Annotated in this window: 22 protein-coding genes; 17 read left to right on the top strand and 5 right to left on the bottom strand. The window is 72.6% G+C overall.

Features of this window, described 5'->3' with window-relative positions:
* The first annotated feature begins 620 nt into the window (after positions 1–620).
* The 14 genes from ACEZDE_RS10675 (at position 621) to ACEZDE_RS10610 (ending at position 15,999) form a co-directional block, all read left to right on the top strand.
* Positions 621–1,007 carry a chorismate mutase gene (locus ACEZDE_RS10675; RefSeq protein WP_380535144.1) on the top strand — a complete coding sequence of 129 codons (387 nt, stop codon included), beginning with the start codon at positions 621–623 and terminating at the stop codon, positions 1,005–1,007.
* Between the two features lie 268 nt (positions 1,008–1,275).
* A complete protein-coding gene (locus ACEZDE_RS10670; protein WP_380534918.1) occupies positions 1,276–1,545 on the top strand; it encodes a hypothetical protein in 270 nt (89 codons plus the stop codon).
* On the top strand, positions 1,514–1,966 hold the full coding sequence (locus ACEZDE_RS10665; RefSeq protein ID WP_380534916.1) for a hypothetical protein: 453 nt from the start codon (positions 1,514–1,516) through the stop codon (positions 1,964–1,966). Before ACEZDE_RS10670 ends, ACEZDE_RS10665 begins: the two co-directional genes overlap by 32 nt.
* Before the next feature lie 306 nt (positions 1,967–2,272).
* Positions 2,273–3,301, top strand: coding sequence for a PstS family phosphate ABC transporter substrate-binding protein (locus tag ACEZDE_RS10660; RefSeq protein WP_380534914.1), 1,029 nt, complete (start codon positions 2,273–2,275; stop codon positions 3,299–3,301).
* A gap of 92 nt (positions 3,302–3,393) precedes the next feature.
* Positions 3,394–3,978: a hypothetical protein gene (locus tag ACEZDE_RS10655; RefSeq protein WP_380534912.1), complete on the top strand. Its 585-nt coding sequence runs from the start codon at positions 3,394–3,396 to the stop codon at positions 3,976–3,978.
* Positions 3,979–4,221: 243 nt separating this feature from the next.
* Positions 4,222–6,783 (top strand): hypothetical protein, encoded by a 2,562-nt coding sequence (locus ACEZDE_RS10650; protein WP_380534910.1) that lies wholly within the window; start codon positions 4,222–4,224, stop codon positions 6,781–6,783.
* Positions 6,784–6,928: 145 nt separating this feature from the next.
* Positions 6,929–7,924 carry a phosphate ABC transporter permease subunit PstC gene (gene pstC / locus ACEZDE_RS10645; protein WP_380534908.1) on the top strand — a complete coding sequence of 332 codons (996 nt, stop codon included), beginning with the start codon at positions 6,929–6,931 and terminating at the stop codon, positions 7,922–7,924.
* A gap of 1 nt (position 7,925) precedes the next feature.
* The gene (gene pstA, locus ACEZDE_RS10640; RefSeq protein WP_380534906.1) at positions 7,926–9,089 is read left to right on the top strand and encodes a phosphate ABC transporter permease PstA; all 1,164 of its coding nucleotides are present in this window, start codon (positions 7,926–7,928) and stop codon (positions 9,087–9,089) included.
* Positions 9,089–10,858, top strand: coding sequence for a phosphate ABC transporter substrate-binding protein PstS (locus ACEZDE_RS10635; RefSeq protein WP_380534904.1), 1,770 nt, complete (start codon positions 9,089–9,091; stop codon positions 10,856–10,858). Before pstA ends, ACEZDE_RS10635 begins: the two co-directional genes overlap by 1 nt.
* A complete protein-coding gene (locus tag ACEZDE_RS10630; protein WP_380534902.1) occupies positions 10,855–11,823 on the top strand; it encodes a sortase domain-containing protein in 969 nt (322 codons plus the stop codon). Before ACEZDE_RS10635 ends, ACEZDE_RS10630 begins: the two co-directional genes overlap by 4 nt.
* Positions 11,824–11,898: 75 nt before the next feature.
* Positions 11,899–12,714 (top strand): phosphate ABC transporter ATP-binding protein, encoded by an 816-nt coding sequence (locus tag ACEZDE_RS10625; protein ID WP_380535142.1) that lies wholly within the window; start codon positions 11,899–11,901, stop codon positions 12,712–12,714.
* A gap of 91 nt (positions 12,715–12,805) precedes the next feature.
* A complete protein-coding gene (gene guaA / locus ACEZDE_RS10620) occupies positions 12,806–14,395 on the top strand; it encodes a glutamine-hydrolyzing GMP synthase (RefSeq protein ID WP_380534900.1) in 1,590 nt (529 codons plus the stop codon).
* 86 nt (positions 14,396–14,481) lie between these two features.
* Positions 14,482–15,318, top strand: a complete 837-nt coding sequence (locus ACEZDE_RS10615) for a class II aldolase/adducin family protein (protein WP_380534898.1) — start codon at positions 14,482–14,484, stop codon at positions 15,316–15,318.
* A gap of 93 nt (positions 15,319–15,411) precedes the next feature.
* A complete protein-coding gene (locus tag ACEZDE_RS10610; protein ID WP_380534896.1) occupies positions 15,412–15,999 on the top strand; it encodes a DoxX family membrane protein in 588 nt (195 codons plus the stop codon).
* Here ACEZDE_RS10610 and ACEZDE_RS10605 read toward each other — a convergent pair.
* Both ACEZDE_RS10605 and ACEZDE_RS10600 read right to left on the bottom strand, forming a co-directional pair.
* The gene (locus tag ACEZDE_RS10605) at positions 15,915–16,262 is read right to left on the bottom strand and encodes a hypothetical protein (protein ID WP_380534894.1); all 348 of its coding nucleotides are present in this window, start codon (positions 16,260–16,262) and stop codon (positions 15,915–15,917) included. The two genes, ACEZDE_RS10610 and ACEZDE_RS10605, sit on opposite strands and share 85 nt — an antisense overlap.
* On the bottom strand, positions 16,259–17,671 hold the full coding sequence (locus ACEZDE_RS10600; protein WP_380534891.1) for a PspC domain-containing protein: 1,413 nt from the start codon (positions 17,669–17,671) through the stop codon (positions 16,259–16,261). The genes ACEZDE_RS10605 and ACEZDE_RS10600 overlap by 4 nt, the downstream gene beginning before the upstream one ends.
* A 222-nt stretch (positions 17,672–17,893) precedes the next feature.
* Here ACEZDE_RS10600 and ACEZDE_RS10595 point away from each other — a divergent pair, with 222 nt between their 5' ends.
* A complete protein-coding gene (locus tag ACEZDE_RS10595) occupies positions 17,894–19,285 on the top strand; it encodes a PspC domain-containing protein (RefSeq protein WP_380535139.1) in 1,392 nt (463 codons plus the stop codon).
* Entirely contained in the window at positions 19,282–20,040 is a 759-nt protein-coding gene (locus ACEZDE_RS10590; protein ID WP_380534889.1) for a LuxR C-terminal-related transcriptional regulator, read from the top strand. Before ACEZDE_RS10595 ends, ACEZDE_RS10590 begins: the two co-directional genes overlap by 4 nt.
* Positions 20,041–20,047: 7 nt before the next feature.
* On the opposite strand, the gene ACEZDE_RS10585 is transcribed toward ACEZDE_RS10590, so the two are convergent.
* The gene (locus ACEZDE_RS10585; RefSeq protein WP_380534887.1) at positions 20,048–21,118 is read right to left on the bottom strand and encodes a C40 family peptidase; all 1,071 of its coding nucleotides are present in this window, start codon (positions 21,116–21,118) and stop codon (positions 20,048–20,050) included.
* Between the two features lie 229 nt (positions 21,119–21,347).
* Here ACEZDE_RS10585 and pcrA point away from each other — a divergent pair, with 229 nt between their 5' ends.
* On the top strand, positions 21,348–23,936 hold the full coding sequence (gene pcrA / locus ACEZDE_RS10580) for a DNA helicase PcrA (protein WP_380534886.1): 2,589 nt from the start codon (positions 21,348–21,350) through the stop codon (positions 23,934–23,936).
* Between the two features lie 7 nt (positions 23,937–23,943).
* Here the strand turns inward: pcrA and ACEZDE_RS10575 are convergent, their stop codons facing one another.
* A complete protein-coding gene (locus ACEZDE_RS10575) occupies positions 23,944–25,038 on the bottom strand; it encodes a M23 family metallopeptidase (RefSeq protein ID WP_380534884.1) in 1,095 nt (364 codons plus the stop codon).
* A gap of 136 nt (positions 25,039–25,174) precedes the next feature.
* Entirely contained in the window at positions 25,175–25,954 is a 780-nt protein-coding gene (locus ACEZDE_RS10570; protein WP_380534882.1) for an esterase/lipase family protein, read from the bottom strand.
* Positions 25,955–26,059 lie beyond the last annotated feature (105 nt).

The raw sequence follows: 26,059 nt of genomic DNA, 5'->3' as shown, positions 1-26,059 counted from the left end.
TTCATCACGCGGAGTGACGGCCGGCGGCCCCTGCGGGCCCGCTCCAGCTGGTCGGGGCCCGCGGCCTCCCCGGCCGCTCCCCGCTCTGTGCTGTACCCCCTCACCAGCATCGTGGGGGATATGGGGGGTTCACCGCAACCGGTTCGGCAGACATCGGCATAGTCGTTTTCGGCGGCCCCGGGCACGGCGGGTCGGTTGTCACGCTCTGCGAGATACCGGGGTCCGGGGTGATCCAGGGCGGTCGGTCCGGGCGTCCCCGGTGCCGACCGCCCCTTCACCCCAGTCGCGACCGGGCCGCTGTCCCCTGCTGACCGGTCACAGCGCCGACGCGAGGTCCCACGACGCCCCGGTCACGGTGCGTCTCATCGCCTCGGCGGACTGTTGTGCCACTCCACGCGTGGTCCTGCTGCCGTACACATCCCCCCGACGGGGGCCGGGCGCACATCCCTGGCGGAGAGGTGAACCCCGTACGGTCATGAGGGACAACGATTCTCCTGACGATGGGTCACGCGGTACGGGGCCCGGCGAACGGGTGAAGCCGCTATGATGTGGCCCATGTTCACGACGGCGTACGAGTTTAGCTATGGCACCGGAGGCTCCGGCTGCCATGGTGACGCCGTCTGACGCGCAGACGACAGCTTTTCACCGAGCGCCCCGGGCCCACTGGCCCGGGGCGCTTCGCGTCTCCCCGGCGCCGGTCGGCTCCCGGGCCCGCCGCCACCACAGAGGGAGACACCATGGACAGCACGCTCACCCCCGCCCGAGCCCAGCAGGTCATCGCCGAGGCCCGAGGTCGGATCGACGACCTCGACGCCCGGATCATCGCCCTGGTCCAGCAGCGGATGGGGGTCTCCGCCGAGGTGCAGACGGCCCGGATCGCCGTCGGCGGCACCAGGATCGCGCTCTCCCGCGAGCTGGAGGTCCTCGCCCGCTACCGGACCGCGCTGGGCCCGCAGGGCACCGAGGTCGCCATGCAACTGCTGGAGTTGTGCCGCGGTCGAGCCTGATGCTTCAACGTTTAACAAGGGGCAACCTTCCGGGAAATAGCTTCACGGAAGGCACCCGATGCCTTTCCATGCCTACACAAACTTGCTCAGCTTGGCGTGATCACAACTAAATGATCCGAGCTGGGGGAGGGGCTGCATGGGGCCGAGGGGAGCCGGGAGATGCGTCGCGGAGAAGTCCGGCAACGGAATGTACGAATGGCGCTTAAAGGCACCCAACGGGCGGGTTGTCGGTATTTCGCCAGCACATTTTCGGACAGCTGACGAGGCGGTGCGGGCCTGCCTGGCGCTGCGCGAGGAGAGCGACGAGCACCTGGCCAGAATCACGCACAAGAAGGAGGGCATCGGCTGGGTCTGGACCGTCCCCGGGCCGTACGGGCGCGCGCTCGCCCGCTCCCCGCGCGCCTATGAGCGCCATGCCACCTGCCAGAACGCCTTCCGCAAGTTCATCGCGCTGCTCGCGGCCACCCCGGACCCGGTCCCGGAGCGGACGGGAGGAGTGAGCGACGATGCCGCAGGAGTCCGGGTACCTGGCCAGTGACGGGAGCGGGCCGGTCCGCCCGGTCCGCCGGCCGCGGCTGCTGGCCTGGTACGGCTCCGACGCCGAGGGGGACGGCGGCGCGGGCTGGTCGCTGCTGGCGGCGAACGGACGGGAACTGGCCCGGGGCGCGGTGCTCTACCGCACCGACCGGGAGCTCGGCGACGCCCTGCGCGAGCTGCGGGCGGACCGGCGGGCGCTGCGCTACCTGGTGCTGCAGCGGCAGGGCCGGTCCTGGACCTGGGTGGCCCATCTGCCGGGCCGCCGCTCGGGCGTGCGCGAGGGCGCGGCGATCGCCCGCAGTGCGCGCACCTACCTGCGGCAGGACCAGTGCCGCAAGGGCATGGCCGGCTTCCCCGCGGCGCTGGAGCAGCTGCGCGGGTCGGACTGGGACGCGGTGCTGCCGGAGCCGCGGAGGTGGTGAACGAGAGGTGTCCCGGACAATCTCGAAGCGCCATCTGGAGAAGCACGTCAGGTGACACCGGCTTCTCCCAGCGAACCCTCAGCCGGCGCTGGGACACCCGCGCTGAGCAGCGACGACGCGGCGGTCGACGGGTCGGGTCCGGCCGGACCGGCGCTCGGGCGGCGCTCGGGTCCGGCCTAGGCGGGGGAACCCGGGCTGGGCGAGGCTCGGTCCCGCCGGGAGGGCCGCCACCGCGGAACCCGGCACCGGATCCGCGACCGGATCCTGGTCCGCCATGTACGTCACTCCTGCTGGAGGAACCGCAACATGCGTAAGACCGCAGTCGCCAAGCTCGTCTCCGCCGTCGCCCTCACCGCCGCCGCGGTGACCCTCGCGGCCGGCCCCGCCCTGGCCGACCCGCCCGCCGGCACCACCCCCGCCGCCACCGACATCGTGGGCGTCGGCTCGGACACCGTCCAGGCCGTGTTCAACCAGTTCTCGGCCGACTACACCGGCACCCCGAAGCTGTACAGCTGGGACGCGACCGGCACCACGCCGATCACCACCAAGACCGGTGCGACCTCGATCACGCGCCCGAACGGCTCCGGCGCCGGCATCGCCGCGCTCGAGGGCAACACCAAGACCACGGTCGACTTCGCCCGTTCGTCCAGCGCGCTGCCCGCGGGCGCCCCGACGAACGACTGGTACATCCCGTTCGCCAAGGACGCGGTGTCCTGGGCCGCGAACACCGGCGGCAACGCCCCGACCAACCTGACCACGGCGGACCTGACGGGGATCTTCAGCACCTGCACCATCACCAAGTGGAGCCAGATCACCGACATCCCCGGCTACACCGGCCCGGCCACCGCCATCAAGGCCTTCCTGCCGCAGACCAACTCGGGCACCCGTGCCTTCTTCCTCAGCGTGGTCGGCGCGGCCGGCTCCTGCGTGCAGCCCACGCTGGTGGAGGAGAACGAGGGCAGCAACCCGGTCCTGACCGACGCCAACGCGATCATGCCTTACTCCGTCGCCCACTACATCGGCCAGGTCTACGGCGGCCACGGCTCCGGCACCGACGTCCAGGGCCCGATGACGGTCCGTTCGGTCAACGGCATCGCCCCGATCGACACCACCAACCACGTCATCACCTCCGCCTTCTCCACCAGCGCCTTCGGCCGCAACGTCTACGTCGTGGTCCGCGGCACCGACTGGAACGCGGGCGACGCCCACGCCACCGCGCTGAAGGGCCTGTTCAGCACCACCGGCTGGATCTGCAGCAACGCCACCGCGCAGGCCGACCTGGTCAGCTACGGCTTCCTGCACCTCGCCACCTGCGGTGTCCCGCAGCACCACTGACCACCCCCGCCCCGCAGCTCTTCCGCGAGCCGGTACCGGAGTCCGCTCCGGTGCCGGCTCGTCCTTGGCCCCTTCCTACCGAGGAGAACCCCGTGAACCGGAACAAGACCGTCTCCCTCACCGTCGCCGCCGCCGCGGCGCTTGCTCTCGGGTTCAGCGTCCCCGCCTTCGCCGACGGCACCCCGGCCTCCGGCTCGGCTGTGATCAGTGAGAGCAACTCCTTCGTCACGCAGTCGGCCCTGGCCGGCATCGTGTCCGTCCCGCTGCCCAGTGCCACCGCGTCCTACAGCAGCAGCACCGGCCTGTCCGGAACCTTCCCGGTCACCGGCGGGAACGCGAGCCTGACCCTGGCGTTCGGCAGCATCCAGCTCGGGGGGAGCCTGCTGCTGGTGGACGCCAGGACGCTGAAGTCGGTGACCTTCAGCCGGCTCGCCCTGGACATCGACACCTTCCAGATCACCGGTGTCCCGCAGGGCTCCAGCACCGCGGTCCCGCTGCTGGACCCGGCCGGGGACATCACGATCGACGTCAACGGCGCGGTGCAGACCCTGGCCGCCTCCGACCTCGACGTCGACCCCGCGGGTGCGACCTACCTGGACGCCCAGCTGCACACCTCCTTCTTCACCCCGGGCCAGTCGGTCGGCTCGCTGACGGTGAACTTCACCCCCGCCTCCTGACCGCCCCGACAGCAGTACGGACGGGGGCCGGCGCCGCACCGGCGGCACCGGCCCCCGCTCCGCGTCCCCGGCTGCATCCCTTGTGGCCTCGTACACCTGTCGTACCGTCACCCGTCACCCGGCGGGGACGGAATGGCCCTGAGAGGCATCTGCCACAGCCGTCGGAGGGAAGACGCGCCCATGAGGCCGCAAGGAGATCGACTGCCCGTACGGGGGTGGCTCGTCCGGGGATTCGTCGCCCTGGTGAGCGCCGTGCTGCTGCTGGCCTCGCTCGGATCGCTGCCGGAGTCCGCGCACACGGTCGCCCAGGCACAGGCGGCCGGCGGGACGACGGTGGAAGGGCCGGCGGTGTGGCAGCCGACACCCGGTGATCCGACCACCGGGACCACCGGGCCCGACGGCACGGTGACCGTCAGTCAGACCACCGACCTCACCGACCAGGTGGTCCACGTCTCCTGGAGCGGCTTCACCCCCTCGGCGGATCCCGGCACCCAGGTGCCCAACTTCATCCGCGAGTACAACTCGTCGGTGCTCTACCCGGTCCGGGTCTACGAGTGCCGCGGACTCCATCCGCAGGTGACCGACTGCTACGGCAGCACCCTCTACGGTGCGGACCCCGCGCTGGGGTTCAACCAGGTTCCGGCAGCGGGGACGGTGGCGCCCGACTTCCCCAGCAACATGGCGTTGGCGCTGACCCACGCGGACGGCACCGGGGCGGCCGACATCGAGGTGTGGAACTCGCACCAGAGCCCGAGCCTCGGCTGCGACCCGACGCATGCCTGCTCCCTGGTGGTCGAGCCCAACTACGGTGGGGACGCGGTGGGCTTCGACGCCGCATTCCTCGGCACCCCCGGCGGCTGCGACGACCACTCGGGGGACGCGGACCCCGGTTTCGGATTCGGCACGGCCAGCGACAACGTCATGGAGCAGAACGACCTCAACGGCAACCTGTCCGGCGAGCAGTGCGCCTGGCTGCAGCACGTCACCATTCCGCTGTCCTTCGCCCCCACGCCCGAGGACTGCAAGGCCGCCAGCACCGACTTCAAGGTCCAGGGCCTGGAGATGGCCAACCTGGCGATGTCGCAGTGGCGTACGGGCGCCTGCCAGGGGACCTCGCCGGAGACGGTCCAGTACAGCGCCGGCGGCGGCGAGCCCCAGGCGAGGGCGGCGTTCCTGTCGCGGAGCAGCAACCTCGACGTGGCGCTGACCGCCTATCCGGACACCGCGCCGCCACCGCGCCCCTACGTCTACGCGCCGCTGGCCACCACCGGGATCTCGGTCGTCTTCGTCCTGGACGATGCGACCGGTCGCCAGATCCGGCAGATGAGGCTGAACGCACGGCTGGTGGCGAAGATGCTGACCCAGTCGTACACCCTGGTGCCCCCGGGCCTGGTGGAGGCCAACCAGGCCGGCTTCGCCTCGGTTGCCGGGAACCCCGAGTGCGTCTTCGAGGACCCCGAGTTCCTGCAGCTGAACCCGACAGAGGGCGGCACCGCCTGGCCCAAGTGCAGCGACCTCCCCGTCCCGGTGTCCGGGGTGGCCCCGATCGTCGTGGGCGGGACCACGGACCTGGTCCGGCAGCTCACCTCGTGGATCGCGTCCGACCCGGACGCCGAGGGCTTCCTCCAGGGTGCGCCCGATCCCTGGGGCATGCACGTCGACTCCTTCTACCTGCGTCCGGGCTTCTCCGGCTACCCGGTGGACACCTTGGTCCCGCAGGACGGGACAGGGACGGTCAGCTCCAGCCCTGCCCCTGGCGTGACGACGACCCACCACTACAAGCAGGAGGAGTGGAGCCCCATCGTCGGCGGCCTGGGGCAGGTCGCCCGGAACACCCTGCTCGATCAGCCGACCTGCTATTCCATCGCTTTCAACAACGACGGCTCGTCGGTGAACACCAAGTGCCCGTCGGAACTGGTGGGGCAGCGGGCGGTGTTCGCCGTCATGGACTCCGGCCAGGCCAAGGCCTTTGGCCTGCCCGAGGCGCAGTTGGAGAACGCGGCGGGGTCGTTCGTCGGCCCGACCGCGAACGGGATGCAGGCGGCGGTCGCGGACATGCCGGTGGACAGTGCGACCGGGACCCAGCTGCTGCCGTACGGCACCGCGGGCAGCGCGTACAGCAAGGACGCGGACGCCTATCCGCTGACGACGGTGCAGTACGCGATGCTGCCCACGCAGGGCGTCCCGGCCGCCAAGGCGGGGAAGATCGCGCAGTTCGTGCGGCAGGTCACCAGCCTCGCCGGCGGGCAGGTCTACGGTCCCCTGCCCGGGCAGCTGCCTCCGGGCTTCGTCGATCTGACCAGCAGCCAGACGGCTCAGGCCCAGGCGGCGGCCCAGCACGTGGCGGCCCAGGACAGCACGCTGCCGAACGGCCAGGTCGGCCCGTCGTCGTCCACCGGCTCGACATCGGCCGGCCCGAGCGGCACGTCGACCGGTGGCAGCGGCATCGGCGGCACCGGCTCCGGCGGCGTCGGCGGTGCGGGCGGCTCCTCGGCCGGTACCGGTGCCGCCGCGGGCGGCGCCGGGGCCGCGGGCGGCGCGGCCGGCGGCCCGGGGGCGCCGTTGAACGCCCAGACCGTGGCGTCCGGCAGGCCCAACCCCGACCGGGCCGGGCTCCAGCGGCTGCTGCTGCCCGGCCTGCTGGTGGCCGGGGCGGTGCTGCTGGTCGGCGGCCCCGCGGCGCTGGTGCTGGGCGGCACCGGGGCCGGCGGACGGCTGCGCCGGAGCGTGGGCGGAGTGGGCGCCGCCACCCGGCGGGGACGGCGCGCACTGACGCGGCGGCTTCGCCCGGGAGGCTCGCGATAGTTGCCGACCGGATGCCCAATTCTGTTGTGGCCGCGTTCATGTGATGAGCCATCAGTAGATGTCCGGGCACGGCCGAATAGAGCGGTCGGCCGTGCCCGGACATGTTCCGGCCAGACGTTTCCAGCCAAGGGGAGTGCAGACGACGATGGTCTCGACAACGCCCGTAGCCGACCCGGTCGATGATCCGCCCCGGCGGATCTCGTCCCCGGTCACGGCCGGGGACCTGGTGTTCCGGGGGGTGCTGCGAGCCGCCGGTCTCTCCGTCTTCCTGGTGATGGGGCTGATCGCCTTCTTCCTCCTCTACCGGGGGTGGCAGGCGCTCCGGGTCACCGGCTGGTCCTTCTTCACCGAGGAGAAGTGGCTGCCGCAGACCGGGGTCTTCGGCATCGCCGCCGTCCTGCCGGACGGCGTCATCATCGCCGTGATCGCCCTGGTGATCGCCGTCCCGGTGGCCCTGACCACGGCCGTCTTCGTCTCCGAGTACGCGCCGCAGCGGATCAGGCCCGCGCTGATCTCGCTGGTCGACCTGATGGCGGCGATCCCCAGCATCGTCTACGGCCTGTGGGGGCTGTTCTTCCTCCAGCCGCGGATCGTCGGCCTGGTCCGCTGGCTCAGCACGCACCTCGGCGGCGCGATCCCGTTCCTGAAGGTCCGCACCGGCGACATCGGCACCTCCTACACCTCGTCCCCGTTCATCGCCGGGACGGTGGTGTCGCTGATGATCATCCCGATCATCACCTCGCTCAGCCGGCAGGTGTTCTCCCAGGCACCGCAGGGCGAGCGGGAGGGCGCCTACGCACTGGGCAGCACCCGCTGGGGGATGGTCCGTCAGGTGGTGCTGCCGTTCGGCCGGGGCGGCATGATCGGCGCGGTGATGCTGGGCTTCGGCCGGGCGATGGGGGAGACCATCGCGGTGGCCCTGATCATCTCGCCCAAGTTCACGGTCACCGACCACATCCTGGAGAACGGCGCCAACTCGATCTCCTCGCTGATCGCGCTGCGCTTCGGCGAGGCCGACCCGCTGGCGCTGTCCGCGCTGATGGCGGCCGGCCTGGTGCTGTTCGCGCTGACCCTGCTGGTCAACATGCTCGCGGCTGTGGTCATCAACCGCTCCCGCTCCGGCGCGGCGACGGCGGACTGAGATGACGACGACTGTGAGTACGGACCCGACCCCGACCGCCACCGCCGAGGAGCCCGAGCAGCGGATCCGGCTCGGCGGCGTCGACCAGGGCACGGTACTGACCGCCGTCGGCGCGGCCGGCGGCTCGCTCGCGCTGACCTGGCTGCTGTACGAGCGGGTGCTGCCGTTCAGCGGCGCCTTCGGCTTCCTGCTGTGCTGGTACCTGGTGTTCCTCGGCACGGCCTGGGGCGTGGCCCGGCTGCAGTGGGACGGCAGGATCGTGCGCGAGCGGCTGGTGCAGATCCTGCTGGGCAGTTCCGGGCTGCTGGTGGTGGCGCTGATCCTGGACCAGGTCGGCTATGTGGCGTTCCGTGGCGAGCACGCTGCCTCGCACGCCAACTTCTTCACCCAGGACATGCTGCACACCGCCACGCTCTCGCCGATCACCTCCGGCGGCGTGGTCCACGCCGTCGTCGGATCGCTGGAGCAACTGGGCCTGGCCACCCTGTTCTCGGTGCCGCTGGGCATCGCCGCCGCCGTCTTCATGTCGGAGATCGGCGGACGGATGGCCCGTCCGGTCCGCACGGTCGTGGAGGCGATGACCGCGCTGCCGTCCATCGTCGCCGGGCTGTTCATCCTCGGCGTGGTGATCCTGACCCTCGGTCTGCAGAAGAGCGGCTTCGCCGCCTCGCTGGCGCTGACGGTGATGATGATGCCGATCGTGACCCGCGCGGCCGAGGTGGTGATCCGGCTGGTGCCCGGCACGCTGCGGGAGGCCTCCTACGCGCTCGGCGGCAGCCAGTGGCGCACGGTGCTCAGCGTGGTGCTGCCGACGGCCCGGCCCGGTCTGGTGACGGCGGTGGTGCTGGGAATGGCGCGCGGCGTCGGCGAGACCTCGCCGGTGCTGCTGACCTCCGGCTTCACCTCGGGCATGAACGCGAACCCGTTCTCCGAGCACCAGGTCAGCCTGCCGCTCTACATCTGGAACTACGTCCGCTACCCGGCCCCGGACATGGTGGCCCGCGGGTTCGCCGCCGGGCTGACGCTGATGGCCATGGTGCTGGTCCTGTTCGTCACGGCGCGGGTCCTCGGCGGGCGCGCCCCCGGCCGGCTGAGCCGCCGTCAGCGCCGCCGGACCGCCCGCGACCTGCTCGTCGACCACGACAACCCCGGCAAGGAGATCTGATGTCGCTGACGACCACGGGCCCGCGGTTCCGCGCCCGCCTGCTGGCCGTGCTGCTCTGCGCCGTGTCCGTCCTGGCGGTGCAGACCGGTACCGCCGATGCCAGCACGTCGCTCAACGGCGACGGCTCCAGCTGGGCCGGACCGGCCCTGGACCAGTGGCGGCAGGACGTCGAGCCGCAGGGCATCGAGATCAACTTCGCCGCGGACGGCTCCGCCGCCGGCCGGGCCCAGTGGGCCGCGGGCCAGGACGACTTCACCGCCTCCGACGTGCCGTTCCGCACCCACGGGGACGCCGGCGACCCGACCGGCAACAACAGCTCGGCCGAGAACCCCCAGTACGACTTCTCCTACGTCCCGGTGACCGCGGGCGGCACCGCCTTCATGTACCACCTCACCGTGGCCGGAAAGCTCGTCACCGACATGCGGATGTCCCCGGACACCCTGGTGAAGATCTTCACCGGCAAGATCACCTACTGGGACGACCCGGCGATCAGGCACGACTACGGCGGCACCCTGCCGCACGAGCTGATCACCCCGGTGGTGCGCTCCGACGGCTCCGGCGCGACCGCCCAGTTCACCCGGTACATGGAGCACACCCACAAGGCCCAGTGGGACGCCTACTGCAAGGCGCAGGTCGGGACCTCCTGCGGCGACTACACCGAGTTCTTCCCGCCGTCCGGCCGGATGGTCTCCCAGAACGGCTCCGACGTCGTCGCCAACTACATCCAGTCGCCCACCGGCGAGGGAACCATCGGCTACGACGAGTACGCCTACGCCAAGCGTGCCAACTGGCCCGTCGTCAAGATGCTCAACGCCGACGGCTACTACACGCTGCCGACGGCCTCCAACGTCGCCGTCGCGCTGACCGCCGCGAAGATCAAGGGAGTCGACGACAACACCCCGCCGAGCGACCCCGACTACCTGCAGCAGAACCTCGACGCGGTCTACGGCATGAAGGACCCGCGGGCCTATCCGATCTCCAGCTACAGCTATCTGATCGTGCCCCGCAGCGGTGAGTCGCGCGGCATCCCGCCCCGGTTCACCACGGCCAAGGGATCCGCGCTGAGCAAGTACATCGGCTACATCCTCTGCGCCGGGCAGGGCGAGGCGGACCAGCTCGGCTATTCACCGATCCCGCGCGGGCTGGTCAAGGGCGGGCTGCTCCAGGTCTCGCACATCCCGGGCAACAACGACGGGATCGACCCGAACAAGCTGAACAACTGCCCCAACCCGACCTTCAACGCGGCCGGCCAGCTGACCGTGCTCACCAAGGCGCCCCAGCCGAGCCCCTGCGACAAGCTCGGCGAACCGCTGACCTGCACCGTCAGCGGCGGCAAGGCGGTCACCCCGAGCGGCTCCGGCGGCGGCGGCGCGGGTAGCGCCGGTACCAGCGGCGGCAGCACCGCGGGCGGTACCGGCAGCACCGGGGGCGCCACGACCGGCGGCGCCACCCCGAGCGGCCCGCCGACCGGGAGCGCCGTCGACCCGGACACCGGGCAGGTGGTCCCGAACGGCGGCAGCGGCGGCACCGGGACCGAGGTCCCGGCCACCGTGGTCGCGCTGTCCGGACGGCACGACGACCGGCTGCTGTCCACGCTCACCGCACTGGAGCTGCTCGCGGTGGTGGCCGTGCCGCCGTTCCTGGGCGGCTATCTGACGCGCCGTCGGCGACTCGGCCCGGTGGCCGGGGCCGGTCCCCTGCCCGGCCCGAAGCCGGAGCCCGAGCCGGAATCCAAGCCGGAGCCCGAGGACGGGGGGCCGCGGCGATGAGCGCACCCACGCTCGACAAGGCCGACCGGCCGGCGGACGACGGGGACGTCCCCGGCGGGACACCGGCCCCGCCGCCGACCACCCCGCCCGCCCCCCGGCCGGCCCCGGCCGCCGCCCCGCGCCGACCGCGCGCCCCGGCCCCGGCCGGCCGGGGCCGGAACGCGCTGGTCCGCACCGCGACCGCGACCACCCTGCTCGGCTTCCTGCTGGTCGGCTTTGTGTTCTACCTGCTGGCGCTGTCCGGACTGCAGGAGGGGCACTTCCAGTCGTCCGCCTACCGCACCTTCCAGAACCAGCTGGCCGAAGCGGTCGCGCCGACCGGGACGGCGCCGGACGGCGCCCCGGTCGCGGTGATCGAGATCCCGGCGATCGGGCTGCGCCAGACCGTGGTGGTCGACGGCACCACCGGACGCGACCTGATGCGCGGGCCCGGCCACCGCCGGGACACCGCGCTGCCCGGACAGACCGGGGTCAGCGTGGTCTACGCCCGCCGCAACAGCTTCGGCGCGCCCTTCGCGGACCTGGCGCGGCTGCGGGTCGGCGACAAGATCTACGCCACCACCGGTCAGGGCCGCTCGGTCTACACCGTCAACGTGTACGGCAGCAGCGCGCACCCGGCCGTCGACCCGTCGCCGGACCGGCTGGTGCTGGTCACCGCCGACTCGGACTGGATCACCACCGGGACCATCTCGGTCAGCGCCCGGCTGGACGGCACCGCCATGGCGAATCCCGGCGGCCGTCCCGGCACCGTCCCCACCGACCAGGCGCTGGCCTCCGACACCGCGGGCCTGCCCGCACTGCAGCTGTGGGCACTGGCGCTGCTCGCGGCGGTGACGCTGCTGGTGCTGCGCGGACGGCAGTGGTGGCCGAAGGGCGCGGCCTACCTGGTGTTCACGCCGGTGCTGGGGCTGCTGCTCTGGAGCGTCTACGAGAGCGCCGCCGCGCTGCTGCCCAACCTCTACTGACCTTCCGTACCCGTGCTTGTCCCGTGCCACGAGGAGCCGACCCCGATGCCTGACACCCCCGACGCCGTCCAGACCATGGAGCTGCCCGCTGCCACGCCCGCACCGGCCCCCGGCGAGCTGTCCGGCCTGGAGACCCGCGGCGTCTCCGCCTGGTTCGGCACCCACAAGGTGCTGGAACGGGTCTCGCTGACCATGCAGGCCGGCCAGGTCACCGCGCTGATCGGTCCTTCCGGCTGCGGGAAGTCGACCTACCTGCGGATCCTCAACCGGATGCACGAGATGACCGGCACCGCGGCGCTGGCCGGCCAGGTGCTGCTGGACGGCGAGGACGTGTACGCGCCCGGCCGCCGCCCGTCCGACGTCCGGCGGCGGATCGGCATGGTGTTCCAGCGGCCGAACCCGTTCCCGTCGATGTCCATCCAGGACAACGTCGCCAGCGGCCTCAAGCTGGCCGGGATCAAGGTCGGCCGGGAGGAGCGCGCGCACCTGGTCGAGTCCAGCCTGGTCCGGGCCGGGTTGTGGAACGAGGTGCGCAACCGGCTGCGCACGCCGGGGGGCGCGCTCTCCGGCGGACAGCAGCAGCGGCTCTGCATCGCCCGGTCGCTGGCGGTCTCCCCGGACGTGCTGCTGATGGACGAGCCCTGCTCGGCGCTGGACCCCACCTCCACCCGCCGGGTCGAGGAGACCATCGCCGAGCTGCGCGGACGGCTCACTATCGTGATCGTCACCCACAACATGCAGCAGGCCCAGCGGGTGTCGCAGTCCTGCGCCTTCTTCCTGGCGACGCACGACACCCCGGGCCGGATCGTCGAGACCGGGGACACCGCACAGCTGTTCGGCGACCCGGTGGACCCGCGGACGGCGGACTACGTGAACGGCCGCTTCGGCTGAGCCCGGGGTCGGCCCCGGGCTGAGCGGGAGGGTCCCGCGGGGCCGGTAGAATGGGGCTCCGCCCCCCATTGCACTGCCGGAAGGCCGCCCCGTGCCCACAGCGACCCCCGACCGACCCACGACGAGCACTGTCCTCGTCGTCGACTTCGGCGCGCAGTACGCCCAGCTGATCGCGCGCCGGGTCCGCGAGGCCCGGGTCTACAGCGAGATCGTCCCCTCCACCATGCCGGTGGCCGAGATGCTCGCCAAGCAGCCCGCGGCGATCATCCTCTCCGGCGGCCCCTCCTCGGTGTACGCCGAGAACGCGCCCTCGCTGGACCGCGCGCTGTTCGAGGCCGGGGTGCCGGTCTTCGGCATGTGCTACGGCTTCCAGCTGATGGCGGTCGCCCTCGGCGGGACGGTCGACAACAGCGGCGCGCGCGAGTACGGCCGTACCCCGCTGGCGGTCAGCCGGCCCGGATCCACCCTGTTCGAGGGCACCCCGGTCGAGCAGTCGGTGTGGATGTCGCACGGCGACGCCTGCTCCGCCGCGCCTCCCGGGTTCACCGTCACCGCCTCCACCGACGTGGTCCCGGTCGCCGCCTTCGAGGACGACGCCCGCAAGCTCTACGGCGTCCAGTACCACCCCGAGGTGCTGCACTCCACGCACGGCCAGCAGATCCTGGAGCACTTCCTCTACCGCGGCGCGGGCATCGCCCCCGACTGGACCACGGTCAACGTGGTCGAGGAGCAGGTCGCGCTGATCCGGGCCCAGGTCGGCGACAAGCGCGCCATCTGCGGGCTGTCCGGCGGGGTCGACTCCGCGGTCGCCGCCGCGCTGGTGCAGAAGGCCATCGGTGACAAGCTGACCTGCGTCTACGTCGACCACGGGCTGATGCGCAAGGGCGAGTCGGAGCAGGTGGAGAAGGACTTCGTGGCCGCCACCGGCGTCCAGCTGAAGGTCGTGGACGCGGAGGAGCGGTTCCTGACCGCGCTGGCCGGGGTCTCCGACCCGGAGCAGAAGCGCAAGATCATCGGCCGGGAGTTCATCCGGGTGTTCGAGCAGGCCGCGAGCGAGATCGTGGCCGAGGCGGGCGCGTCCGGCGAGTCGGTGGAGTTCCTGGTCCAGGGCACCCTCTACCCGGACGTGGTGGAGTCCGGCGGCGGCACCGGCACCGCCAACATCAAGTCGCACCACAACGTCGGCGGCCTCCCCGAGGACCTGCAGTTCGCCCTGGTCGAGCCGCTGCGCAAGCTGTTCAAGGACGAGGTCCGGATGGTCGGCGCGGAGCTCGGCCTGCCCGAGGAGATCGTCCAGCGGCAGCCGTTCCCCGGCCCGGGGCTGGGCATCCGGATCGTCGGCGAGGTCACCAAGGAGCGGCTGGACCTGCTCCGCGAGGCCGACGCCATCGCCCGCGCCGAGCTGACCGCGGCCGGTCTGGACCGCTCGATCTGGCAGTGCCCGGTGGTCCTGCTCGCGGACGTCCGCAGCGTCGGCGTCCAGGGCGACGGCCGCACCTACGGCCACCCGATCGTGCTCCGCCCGGTCTCCTCCGAGGACGCGATGACCGCGGACTGGTCCCGGGTCCCGTACGAGGTGCTGGCGAAGATCTCCACCCGGATCACCAACGAGGTCCCCGACGTCAACCGGGTGGTCCTGGACGTCACCAGCAAGCCCCCGGGCACCATCGAGTGGGAGTAGCCCGCAGGGCGGTCGCGGCTCTGGTCATCGCAGCTACCCGGGAGTAGCTTCCCAGCGAGGATTCCGTCCCCGTGAGGAGAGCCGTGATGACCAGTCAGCCGCCGTCGCCGGTGCCCGTGGAGCAGCTGCGGTTCGCGCTGCCGCAGACCTTCCAGACCGTCGAGGAGGAGCGCAGGCACCGCAAGGAGCGGCTGGTGGTGGCGCTGCGGCTGTTCGGGAGGTTCGGCTTCGAGGAGGGCGTCGCCGGGCACATCACCGCCCGCGACCCGGAGTGGACCGACCACTTCTGGGTGAACCCGTTCGGGATGTCCTTCAAGCGGATCACCGTGGGCGACCTGATCCTGGTGAACCACGAGGGCCAGGTGGTGCAGGGGCGGCACCACGTCAACACCGCCGCGTTCGCGATCCACTCGCAGGTCCACGCCGCCCGTCCGGACGTGGTCGCCGCCGCGCACAGCCACTCGGTGCACGGCAGGGCCCTGTCCACGCTGGGGGAGCTGCTGGAGCCGCTGACCCAGGACGTCTGCGCCTTCTACGAGAGCCACGCGCTGTTCGACGACTACACCGGCGTGGTGCTGGACCGGGAGGAGGGCCGCCGGATCGCCGCCGCCCTGGGCGGTCACAAGGCCGTCATCCTGCGCAACCACGGCCTGCTCACGGTCGGCGACTCGGTGGACGCCGCGGCCTGGTGGTTCATCACCATGGAGCGCTCCTGCCAGGTGCAGCTGCTGGCCAAGGCGGCCGGCAAGCCGGTGCCGGTGGACCACGAGAGCGCGGTGGCGACCAGGGAGCAGCTCGGCAACGACCTGGTGGCCTGGATCAACTACCAGCCGCTGGTGGCCGGACACCAGGACGCCCTGGCCGGCGCGTTCGACGACGCGTCCGATGACGCCTCCGGGGGCGCCGCAGGGCAGCCCGGCTGAACCCCCGCCCCGCCGGGCGCGTAGTCACGGGTGGCCGCCCGGCCGTACGGTCGGCGGAAACGTTTCACCGGGCAGGTGGGGAGAGGTGGCGGCATGGCCGGGCACAGCACCACGGACACAGGCGGCGGGGTACGGGAGCGGGCGGGACGGTTCGCGCTGCTGCCGCTGCGGCTGTTCCTCGGGGTCACCTTCGTCTACGCGGGCCTGGACAAGCTCACCGACCCGCACTACCTGGCCGGGCTCGGCGATCCGCTGTCCTTCGCCGCGATGACCCAGGGGATCAAGTCGACCAGCCCGATCGAGCCGCTGCTCGACCTCGCGCTCAAGGCCCCCGCCGGCTTCGCCGTCGCGATCGCGGTCGGCGAGCTGGCGGTGGGCCTCGGCGCGCTGTTCGGGCTGCTGGGACGGGTCGCGGCGGTCGGCGGGGTGCTGCTGAACCTGAGCTTCTGGCTCACCGTCAGCTGGCAGGTGCACCCGTACTACCTCGGCAACGACCTGATCTACCTGATGGCCTGGACCCCGCTGGTGCTGGCCGGGACGCCCTACCTGTCGCTGGACGCCCTGCTGTCGGCCCGGCGCCGGGCCGGGCGGTCGGCTCAGGGCCTGTCGTCGGGGCGCTCCGGCGCGGTCGGCTCGTCCAGCAGGCCGAGCGCCTCCAGGTCGGTCGACAGCTCCTCGTAGCGGGAGCTGCCGTGCGGCTCCTCGACCGCGGGCCGTACCGCCGCTGACGGTGCGTCGGGCTCGGCCGCGCCGCGCTGGCTCCTGGCGATCCGGTGGACCGCCGCGGCCAGCCCGGCCACCCCGAGCGCGACCAGCAGCAGCGGGATCACCAGCCGCCCGTTGACGCTCAGCTGCCCCGCGGCGTCCAGCAGGTAGAGCACCGCGATGGTGACGAAGGTCAGCCCCGAGAGCAGCGAGAACAGGTCGAGCGGATGGCGCTTCACTGGTTGACCTCCACGTCACCGGCACCGACGTTCAGTTCGAGGTTGATCGTTCCGTGCTGCGCCGCCGCGCCCGGGTTCAGCTCCGTCGACCGGTTGGAGGAGAGCCCCCCGGAGTCGCTGCCGTCCGGCAGCCGGATGCTGCCGACCCCGACGTGGGCGGTGATCTCGACCCGGCTGCCGGGCGGCAGGATCACCCGCAGCTGCCCGACGCCGACGTGGACGTCGGTGCTCAGGCTCTGCCCCGGGGCCGGGGTGAGGCCGCTCAGGTCCAGCGTGCCCTGCCCGGCGCTGAGGTCGTAGGACGGCAGCAGCGCGGTGGCCGTGGCCGGGGTCCAGACCGTGCGCTGGAACGAGGTGTTCAGCTTGACCGGGCTCGCGCCCACTGCCGCCACGGCCAGGGTGAGCAGCGTCGCCCACACCGCCAGGCTGCGCCCGCGGCCCCAGCGCGAGCAGACCAGCAGGCCCACCCCCAGCACCAGCAGCGCCGAGGCGAGCACGGTCAGTACGTCGACCTGGTGGTGCTGCCGGGCGGCGGCCCACCACACCGTGCCGCCGGTGATCAGCGCCAGGAAGAAGAACGCCGAGCCGAGGAAGGACCGCTGCCGCGGCTCCCGCGCCGGCCGGGCGGGGTACGGCGGGGCCGGCGGCTGGTACGGGCGCCACGGCGGGGTGTCCCCGGGCCCGGCGGCCGGCTCCCGGTCCACCGCGGTGTCGCCGTCCTCGCCCGGGTCGTCCTCGCGCGGCGGCTCCTCGCGCAGCGGGTCCTTACGGAGCGGGTCCTTGCGCAGCGGGTCGGGGCGCTGCCACCAGGACGGCGCGGCCGGGGGCACCGGGACGGTCGGCTGCTCCTCGGGGGCCTTCGGCGTGGTGCGGAAGGCCACCCCGAAAATGGTCCCCTCGAACCCGGCGGAGCCCTCCTGCTCGCCGTCCGCGGACAGCCCCGGCACGGCCTGGCGGCTGCGGCGCGGGTGCTTGGCCGGGTCGTAGCGCAGCGCCGCGAACGCCAGCAGGGCGATCAGCAGCAGTGGGAAGAGGTGGCCGCTGCTGCCCATGTAGGAGAAGAAGATGCCGGTGCCGAGCACGGTCACCAGCACCGCGCCGAGCGACTGCCCGTCCACCCGGCCGGAGAGCAGCCGCTGCAGCTCGTTCCGCCGGGTCCGCTCGACCGGGACGATCAGCCAGGCCAGGCCGTAGATGAACAGGCCGACCCCGCCGGAGACGCAGAGCACGGCGATCACCACCCGGAACACCACCGGGTCGATGTCCAGGTGCCGGCCCAGGCCGCCGCAGACACCGGCCACGACCCGGCGGTCGCGGCTGCGCTCCAGCGGCGGGCGGGCCGGGCGGGGCTGCTCGGGGGCGGCGTCCTCGGGTGGTGCGTCTGTTGCCGGGGGTGGCGTATCCGTCATGGCACCATCCTCCGGCCCGTCCGGCACCGCGCCCATCCGTCATCTCCCTGGTCCGACCCTGAGATCCCTCCCTAAGGGTGCCTCAGACGCCGCCGGACATGTGACGATCGAGGGGTGGCATCCACCGACTCCAGCACCCGGCCCGATCCGACGCTGCCCCACGGGGCCGCGCCGGAGGGCGCGTCCGCGCCCGCCCCCGAGCACGACCCCGGGCCGGAGCCGGTGCGCAAGCTCTACCGGATTCCGGACGGACGGATGCTCGGCGGCGTGGCGAACGGGCTGGCCGCACACCTGGGCATCGGGCGGTTCTGGGTGCGGGTGGCCTTCGTGGTGCTGCTGCTCGGCAACGGCCTCGGCGCGCTGCTGTACGCGGCGTTCTGGTTCGCGGTGCCGATGGGGCTGCGGGCCGGAGCGACCCGGGCGACGACCTGGCAGGTGCCGGGGGTCGGCCCGTACTCGCTGGTCAAGAAGCCGCGGGGACTGCGCAGGGTGCGCGAGCTGCTGCAGCAGGCATTGCAGGGCGAGCCGCCGTCCGGGTCGGAGCGGCAGCCGGGCGCGGCGGGGGCCGGACCGGCGGCCGGCGCCGGCGCGGCTTCCGGTGCGGCGGGCCCGGGTTCCGGCACCGGTTCGGCCGACGCCGAGGACCACCGGGGGCCGCTACTGGCGCTGATCGCGGTGGTGGCCGGGCTGCTGGTGTTCCTCAACATCGTCACCAAGCAGGCGACCTCGCCGTACGTCTGGCCGATACTGCTGACCGGTCTCGGCGTGGCGATGGTCTGGCGGCAGGCCGACGACGCCCGCTGGGCCCGCTGGTTCTCGCTCCAGGAGGGCAAGCGTGGGTACGCGGCGCTGCGGCTGGGCGCCGGGGTGCTGCTGGTCGCGGCCGGGGTGATCGGCTTCCTGTTCGTCTCCGGCTCGCTGGCCGACTTCGCCAAGGTGGCCCAGGCGGTGCTGGCCGTGTTCGCCGGGGCGCTGCTGCTCGGCGGCCCCTACCTGCTACGGCTGTGGCAGGACCTGAGCACCGAGCGCGGCGAGCGGATCAGGGCCCAGGAGCGGGCCGAGGTCGCCGCGCACATCCATGACTCGGTGCTGCACACGCTCACCCTGATCCTGCGCAACGCCGAGGACCCCAAGGAGGTCTCCCGGCTCGCTCGGGCCCAGGAGCGGGACCTGCGCCAGTGGCTCTACCGGCCGACCGGCCCGGACGCGGCCGAGGACACCCCGGACACCCTGGCCGAGTGCGCCCGCGAGGTCGCCGCCGAGGTGGAGGACCTGCACGGGGTGCCGGTGGAGGTGATCTGCGTCGGCGACTGCCCGATGGACGAGAAACTGGTGGCCACCTTGCAGGCCGCCAGGGAGGCGCTGGTCAACGCGGCCAAGTACGGTGGCGGCGAGCCGGTCTCGATGTACGCCGAGGTCGAGGGGAACACCGTCTGGGTGTTCGTCCGCGACCGCGGCCCCGGCTTCGACCTGGACTCGGTGCCCGAGGACAGGATGGGCGTGCGCGGGTCGATCATCGGCCGGATGCAGCGCAACGGCGGGCACGCGCGGGTACGTCCGGCACCGGCCGGGGGTACCGAGGTCGAGCTGGAGATGGAGAGGGCGAGCGGATGACGACGGGCGGGGACGAGAGGGACGCCGGAGCCGACGGCGCGGCGGCCGAGGACGGCGCCGCGGTCGGACGCCGGGCCAGGGTGGTCCTGGTGGACGACCACCGGATGTTCCGCACCGGCGTGCGCGCCGAGATCGGGCAGACCGAGCGCACCGGCGTGGATGTCGTCGGCGAGGCCGCGGACGTGGAGCAGGCGGTGGCGATCGTCACCGCGACCCGTCCGGACGTGGTGCTGCTGGACGTGCACCTGCCCGGCGGCGGCGGGGTGGAGGTGCTGCGCCGCTGCGCCGGGCTGATGCCCGGCGGGACCTCCCCGGCCGCCTCGCCGGAGGGCGCGGGGGCGGTGCGCTTCCTGGCGCTGTCGGTATCCGACGCCGCCGAGGACGTGATCGGGGTGATCCGCGGCGGCGCCCGCGGCTACGTCACCAAGACCATCACCGGCACCGACCTGGTCGACGCGATCTTCCAGGTCGCGGACGGGGACGCGGTGTTCTCGCCGCGGCTGGCCGGCTTCGTGCTGGACGCCTTCGCGGCCACCGACACCCCGCCGGTGGACGAGGACCTGGACCGGCTCACCCAGCGCGAGCGCGAGGTGCTGCGGCTGATCGCGCGCGGCTACGCGTACAAGGAGATCGCCAAGCAGCTGTTCATCTCGGTGAAGACGGTGGAGAGCCATGTCTCGGCGGTGCTGCGGAAGCTCCAGCTGAGCAACCGGCATGAGCTGACCCGGTGGGCCACGGCCCGGCGGCTGGTGTAACGGCCGGTCAGGCCGGGCGCACCGCGCCGGAGATCGGCATCTCGCCGACCGGGGCGTACTCCACCGCCGCGCCCGGGTGCGGGGCGTGGACGATCCGGCCGCCGCCGACGTAGATCGCCACATGGGTGATCCCGGAGTAGTAGAACACCAGGTCGCCGGGCTGGAGCCGGCTGGCGGAGACCCGCTTCCCGGCGTTGATCTGCTGGTAGGTGGTGCGCGGCAGCGACACCCCGGCAGCCCGCCAGGCCGCCTGGGTCAGCCCCGAGCAGTCGAAGGAGCCGGGCCCGGTCGCGCCCCAGACGTACGGCTTGCCGATCTGCGCCTCGGCGAAGGCCACGGCCGCCGCCGCGCGCCCGGAGACCGGGACGGTCGGGTAGCTCGGCGGGGCGGGCCGCCCGGCGCCCCCGGAGCCCTTCCCCGCGCCCGTACCGCTGCCGCCCGTACCGCCGGGGCCGTCCTGCTGGACGGTGGCCCGCTGGGCCGGGTCCAGGGTGTCCAGCAGCCGCTGGGCCGCCGCGAGTTCGGTGGTGATCCGCTTCTTGGCGGCGGCGATCCGCTGCCGCTGCGCCTGCAGCGCGGCCAGCCCGGCGGCGACGGCGGCCTGCTGCCGGCGCAGGGTGCCCTGCTGGGCGGTGAACCGGTCCAGGATCTGCTGCTGCGCCGCCGAGACCTGGTCGAGCGAGCCCGCCAGCTGGAGGTAGTCGTCCGGGTGCGCGCTGGTGAGCAGCCGCAGGGTGGGGTCCATGCCGCCCTCGCGGTATTCCGCCGCGGCCATCGCGCCGAGCCGGGTGCGCAGCCCGTCCATCGCGGCGTCGGTCCTGGCCGCCTGCTCCTGCAGCTGGGCGGCCTGCCGTTGCAGCGCCGCCGCCTGGGCGACCGCGCCGTCGTAGTCCTGGGTGGCCCGCTCGGCCTGCTGGTAGAGCAGGTCCAGCTGCCCCTTCACCTGCTCCGGGCTGGGCCGGGGGTCGGCCTGTCCGGGGTGCGAGAGCACACTCACCGTCGCCGCGGTCGCGGTGACCAGGGTGAACGCGGTGCGGGCGGCCAGGTGGCCGACACGGGGTTTTCGGTGGGAGGCCATGCCCGGGACGCTAGCCCGGCACCGCGGCGGCCAGCCGGAGGAGTCCGAGGCTGCCCGAATATTTCCGGAACTGATCGCTCCGCTCCGAGCGCTCCCCGGTCAGAATCGACCGTTTCTGTCATTGGCCGATCACAACGCCTATCCATCGGATCATCAGATTTCCCCGGGGTGAGGCCACTGTCCCGGTTCCGGGCAAGGCTGTCGGTGCGGCGGCCTAGACTCGGGTCTGATGAGCAGCCTCTTTGACGACATTCCGCTTCCCGGCCTCGGCGGCAGCGCCGCCGCGGGCTCGTTCGCCGAGCCCGCGCCGCAGGACGACGCGCCCTACGAGGAGGAGATCCCGGCGGATCTCTTCACCGGGAACTTCGACGCGCCCCCGCCGCGCGACGCCCACTACCGGGACGGCGCGCCGCGTCCGGTGCTGGATCCGGCCGCGCTGCTGGACGGGATGAACCCGCAGCAGCGCGAGGCCGTGGTGCACGCGGGCTCCCCGCTGCTGATCGTCGCCGGGGCCGGTTCGGGCAAGACCCGGGTGCTGACCCACCGGATCGCCTACCTGCTGGGCGCGCGCCGGGTGCAGCCGGGGGAGATCCTGGCGATCACCTTCACCAACAAGGCCGCGGGCGAGATGCGCGAGCGGGTGGAGGACCTGGTCGGCCCGCGGGCCAAGGCGATGTGGGTGTCCACCTTCCACAGCGCCTGCGTCCGGATCCTGCGCCGGGAGAGCAAGCTGCTCGGCTTCACCTCCAGCTTCTCGATCTACGACTCGGCCGACTCGCAGCGGCTGATGGCGCTCTGCTGCCGGGACCTCGACCTGGACCCCAAGCAGTTCCCGCCCAAGTCCTTCACCGCGAAGATCTCCAACCTGAAGAACGAGCTGATCGACGAGGAGACCTTCGCCGCGCGGGCCGAGAACCCGATGGAGCGCAAGCTCGCCGACGCGTACAACCTCTACCAGCGGCGGCTGCGCGAGGCCAACGCGCTCGACTTCGACGACATCATCATGACCACGGTGCACCTGCTGCAGGCCTTCCCGGCCGTCGCCGAGAGCTACCGGCGCCGGTTCCGGCACATCCTGGTGGACGAGTACCAGGACACCAACCACGCCCAGTACATGCTGGTCCGGGAGCTGAGCGGCGGCGCGGCCGGCTCGGCGCCGAAGCTGACCGCGGACGGGGACCTCGTCAACCCGGCCGCGGCCGGCCTGGCCGCCGTCCCCCCGGCCGAACTGTGCGTGGTGGGTGACGCGGACCAGTCGATCTACGCCTTCCGCGGCGCGACCATCCGCAACATCCTCGACTTCGAGGAGGACTACCCGAACGCGACCACGATCCTGCTGGAGCAGAACTACCGTTCCACCCAGACCATCCTGAGCGCGGCCAACTCGGTGATCGAGCGCAACACCAACCGCCGCGCCAAGAACCTCTGGACGGCCGGCGCCGACGGCGAGCTGATCACCGCCTACGTCGCCGACGACGAGCACGGCGAGGCCCAGTTCGTCGCCGACGAGGTGGACCGGCTGACCGACGCCGGGCACGCCCGTCCGGGCGACGTCGCGGTGTTCTACCGGACCAACGCCCAGTCCCGGGTGTTCGAGGAGGTGTTCATCCGGACCGGCCTGCCCTACAAGGTGGTCGGCGGGGTGCGCTTCTACGAGCGCAGGGAGGTCCGGGACGTCCTGGCCTACCTGCGGATACTGGCCAACCCCGAGGACACGGTGCCGCTGCGCCGCATCCTCAACGTGCCCAAGCGCGGGATCGGCGACCGGGCCGAGGCGATGATCGACGCGCTGGCGCAGCGCGAGCGGATCTCCTTCGCCGAGGCGCTCCGGCGCGCGGACGAGGCGTACGGGATGGCCGCGCGCTCGCTCAACGCGGTGAAGAAGTTCAATGACCTGCTGGAGAAGCTGCGCGGCGTGGTCGAGTCGGGTGCGGGCCCGGCCGCGGTGCTGGAGGCGGTGCTGACCGAGACCGGCTACCTGGCCGAGCTGCAGTCGTCCACCGACCCGCAGGACGAGACCCGGGTCGAGAACCTCCAGGAACTCGCGGCGGTGGCACTGGAGTTCGAGCAGGAGGAGGCCGCGGCTGAGGCGGTCGCGCCGGACGCGGACGCCGACCCCGACGCGGAGCCGGTGGCCACCGGGCTGGCCGGGTTCCTGGAGCGGGTCGCGCTGGTGGCGGACAGCGACCAGATCCCGGACGACGACGCCGACGGCGAGAGCAAGGGCGTGGTCACGCTGATGACCCTGCACACCGCCAAGGGGCTTGAGTTCCCGGTGGTGTTCCTCACCGGCATGGAGGACGGCGTCTTCCCGCACATGCGGACCTTCGGCCAGGCCAAGGAGTTGGAGGAGGAGCGCCGGCTCGCCTACGTCGGGCTGACCCGCGCCCGCGAGCGGCTCTACCTGTCCCGGGCGGTGCTGCGCAGCGCCTGGGGCCAGCCCTCGTACAACCCGGCGTCGCGCTTCCTGGAGGAGATCCCGCCGCAGTTGGTGAACGAGAAGCGGACGGCCGCCGCGGCCGGTGCGCCCTCGGTCCGCGGTGGCGGCTTCGGCGGCAGCAGCGGCACCGGCGGCGGCTTCGGCGGCGGGAAGCGCAGCCTCGCGCCCGCGGGCTGGGGCAAGAGCGGCGGACGGGGCATCAAGGAGCGCCCGGTGGTGTCGCTCGCGGTCGGCGACCGGGTCACCCATGACCGCTTCGGCCTGGGCACGGTCGTGGCCGTCGGCGGCCCGGCGGACGACGCCAAGGCGACCATCGACTTCGGCGCGGAGGGGACCAAGCAGCTGCTGCTGCGCTACGCCCCGGTGGAGAAGCTCTGACGGGCCGTCAGCGCGGGTCGAGGCCGTGCGAGAGCAGCCACGGTAGCGGGTCGATCGCGTCGCCGCCGTGCGGGTGCACCTCGAAGTGCAGGTGCGGCCCGGTGGAGTTGCCGGTGTCGCCGGAGTAGGCGACCACGTCCCCGGCCTTCACCGTGCCGCTGCGCTGCTTGTAGGCGCTGAGGTGGCAGTACCAGGTCTGGGTGCCGTCGGGGGCGGTCAGTATCAGCATGTTGCCGTAGTAGGCGTTCCACTTGGTGCTGACCGTGCCGTCGGTGACGGCGTGCACCTGGGTGCCGGTGGAGACCGGGAAGTCGATCCCGGTGTGCAGTGACATCCAGTGCGTCCCGGCCTGCCCGAAGAGGGCGCTGAGGCCGGTGTGGGCGGTGATCGGCAGGACGTAGCGGGGGGCCTCGGCGGCGGCCTTCTTGGCGGCGGCGGTGCGCAGCGTCAGCGCCTGCCTGGCCTTGTCCCGGCTCACCTGCTCGGCCGACGCCTTGGCCTGGGCGGCGGCCTCGGCCTGGGCCTTGAGGTCGGCCGCGGTGAGCTTCCCCGAGGCGTCGTTCGCCGCGACGGTGCGGCTGCCGTTCTTGGGCGCCAGGGTTCCGGCGGCGGCGGCCCCGATGCCGAGGACGGCGACGGTGGGGACCGCGATGGTCAGCACCACCGAGCGGCGGCGGCTGGTCCGGGACCGGGCCGCACGGGCGGCCGCACGGCCGCCGGTGACGACATGGGCCGCCGGGACCGTCTGGTGCGCCGGCTCCGGTTCGGGCTCATGCACCGGTTCGGGTTCGGGGAGCGGCTCCGGCTCGTGGAACTGCTCCGGCCGGTAGACCGGTTCGGCCTGGTGGACCGGTTCCGGCGCCTGGTAGGAGACCTGTTCGTAGCTCGGGTAGCTCTCGTAGTACGGCTGCTGCTGTTGCGGCTCGGCGACGTAGGCGTATCCGTACTGCTGCTCCGGGTGGACGTAGCCGTAGCCGTACTGCTGGTGCTGGGCTTCGTACGGGGGCGGATACGGAGCGTAGTGGGCCGTCTCCTGCTCCGGCCAGAAGGGCTGCGCAGGCGTCGGCGCTGCGTACCCGTACCAGCCGGTCTCGGTGTCCACCACGGAAGTCCCTATCCACAACCAGAGGAAAGTGACCGTGACTGTATCCCCCATAACGGACCGGCCACAATCTCCTGGCTGATCTATCCGCTTATGGGCGAATAAAGATGTCCGGCTGCGAACCGGGCTCCGCGGGCTAGGCGCTGATGCGTTCGATGCCGACGGCGGTCCCCGCCGGGGCCTCGGCCAGCGCCGCGCCGATCCGGGCGATCACGTCGCGGTGGACCGGCAGGGCGACGTGCCCGGTGGCGGTGACCAGGATGTTCTCGGTCCAGAGGTCCGGGTGTCGCAACGCTCCGTGACCGTTCGGCAGGATCAGCGCGTCATGGTCGCCGCGGAACGCCAGGAACCGGGTGCGGCAGTGCGCGGCGGGGGCGCGCAGTTCCTCCAGCACGCTGCTTCCGGGCAGCAACTGCCCGGCCACCGGCAGCGGTCGCAGCAGGCGAGCGGCGAGGGTCCCCTCGTGCGGTGCGCCGAGGGTGACCACGGTGTGCACGGACTCGTCGCCGCCGAGCAGTTGGACGTGGTAGCGGGCGATCAGGCCGCCGAGGCTGTGCCCGACCACGGCCACCCGCTCGCCCCCGTACACCTCGCGGACGTGCCGCACATGCCGGTCGAGCAGCTCGGCCGCGCCGCGGACGTCGACCGTCAGCGGGTTGTAGTTCAGCGCGTGCACATGCGCGTAGCCGTCGGCGGCGAGGGCGCGGCGCATCCGGGCGAAGACCGCCTGGTTGTCGAACAGTCCGTGCAGCAGCAGGACCGGGCGGTGCGCGTCGTGGTCGCAGTCCGGCGCGGGCAGCGGCCAGGACTCGCCGGCGATGCCGGTCGGGTAGCGGAGGAGGTGCTCGGCGAGAGCCGCGGTCTCCTGGCTGAGTGCTCGCGCGGTGGTCGCAGCGCGGCGGAACAGAGTGCCCAAGACGCACCTCCACCCGTAATTTTCCCCCCGGCCGGGACAGCGAAACGGTTACCGGGGGTCCCACCGGCGCTAACGTTGGTTAACATCGGCGGGATGCGGCTCACG

The organism is Streptacidiphilus cavernicola (assembly GCF_042510955.1).
Lineage (GTDB): Bacteria > Actinomycetota > Actinomycetes > Streptomycetales > Streptomycetaceae > Streptacidiphilus > Streptacidiphilus cavernicola.
This window is presented reverse-complemented; position numbering and strand designations above follow the sequence as displayed.

Excerpts from the sequence above, each read along its gene's own strand:
- ACEZDE_RS10665 (WP_380534916.1), top strand. The coding sequence starts at position 1,514 with ATGCCGCAGGAGTCCGGGTACCTGGCCAGTGACGGGAGCGGGCCGGTC.
- ACEZDE_RS10660 (WP_380534914.1), top strand. The coding sequence starts at position 2,273 with ATGCGTAAGACCGCAGTCGCCAAGCTCGTCTCCGCCGTCGCCCTCACC.
- pstC (WP_380534908.1), top strand. The coding sequence starts at position 6,929 with ATGGTCTCGACAACGCCCGTAGCCGACCCGGTCGATGATCCGCCCCGG.
- pstA (WP_380534906.1), top strand. The coding sequence starts at position 7,926 with ATGACGACGACTGTGAGTACGGACCCGACCCCGACCGCCACCGCCGAG.
- ACEZDE_RS10635 (WP_380534904.1), top strand. The coding sequence starts at position 9,089 with ATGTCGCTGACGACCACGGGCCCGCGGTTCCGCGCCCGCCTGCTGGCC.
- ACEZDE_RS10630 (WP_380534902.1), top strand. The coding sequence starts at position 10,855 with ATGAGCGCACCCACGCTCGACAAGGCCGACCGGCCGGCGGACGACGGG.
- ACEZDE_RS10625 (WP_380535142.1), top strand. The coding sequence starts at position 11,899 with ATGGAGCTGCCCGCTGCCACGCCCGCACCGGCCCCCGGCGAGCTGTCC.
- ACEZDE_RS10615 (WP_380534898.1), top strand. The coding sequence starts at position 14,482 with ATGACCAGTCAGCCGCCGTCGCCGGTGCCCGTGGAGCAGCTGCGGTTC.
- ACEZDE_RS10610 (WP_380534896.1), top strand. The coding sequence starts at position 15,412 with ATGGCCGGGCACAGCACCACGGACACAGGCGGCGGGGTACGGGAGCGG.
- ACEZDE_RS10600 (WP_380534891.1), bottom strand. The coding sequence starts at position 17,671 with ATGACGGATACGCCACCCCCGGCAACAGACGCACCACCCGAGGACGCC.
- ACEZDE_RS10590 (WP_380534889.1), top strand. The coding sequence starts at position 19,282 with ATGACGACGGGCGGGGACGAGAGGGACGCCGGAGCCGACGGCGCGGCG.
- ACEZDE_RS10585 (WP_380534887.1), bottom strand. The coding sequence starts at position 21,118 with ATGGCCTCCCACCGAAAACCCCGTGTCGGCCACCTGGCCGCCCGCACC.
- pcrA (WP_380534886.1), top strand. The coding sequence starts at position 21,348 with ATGAGCAGCCTCTTTGACGACATTCCGCTTCCCGGCCTCGGCGGCAGC.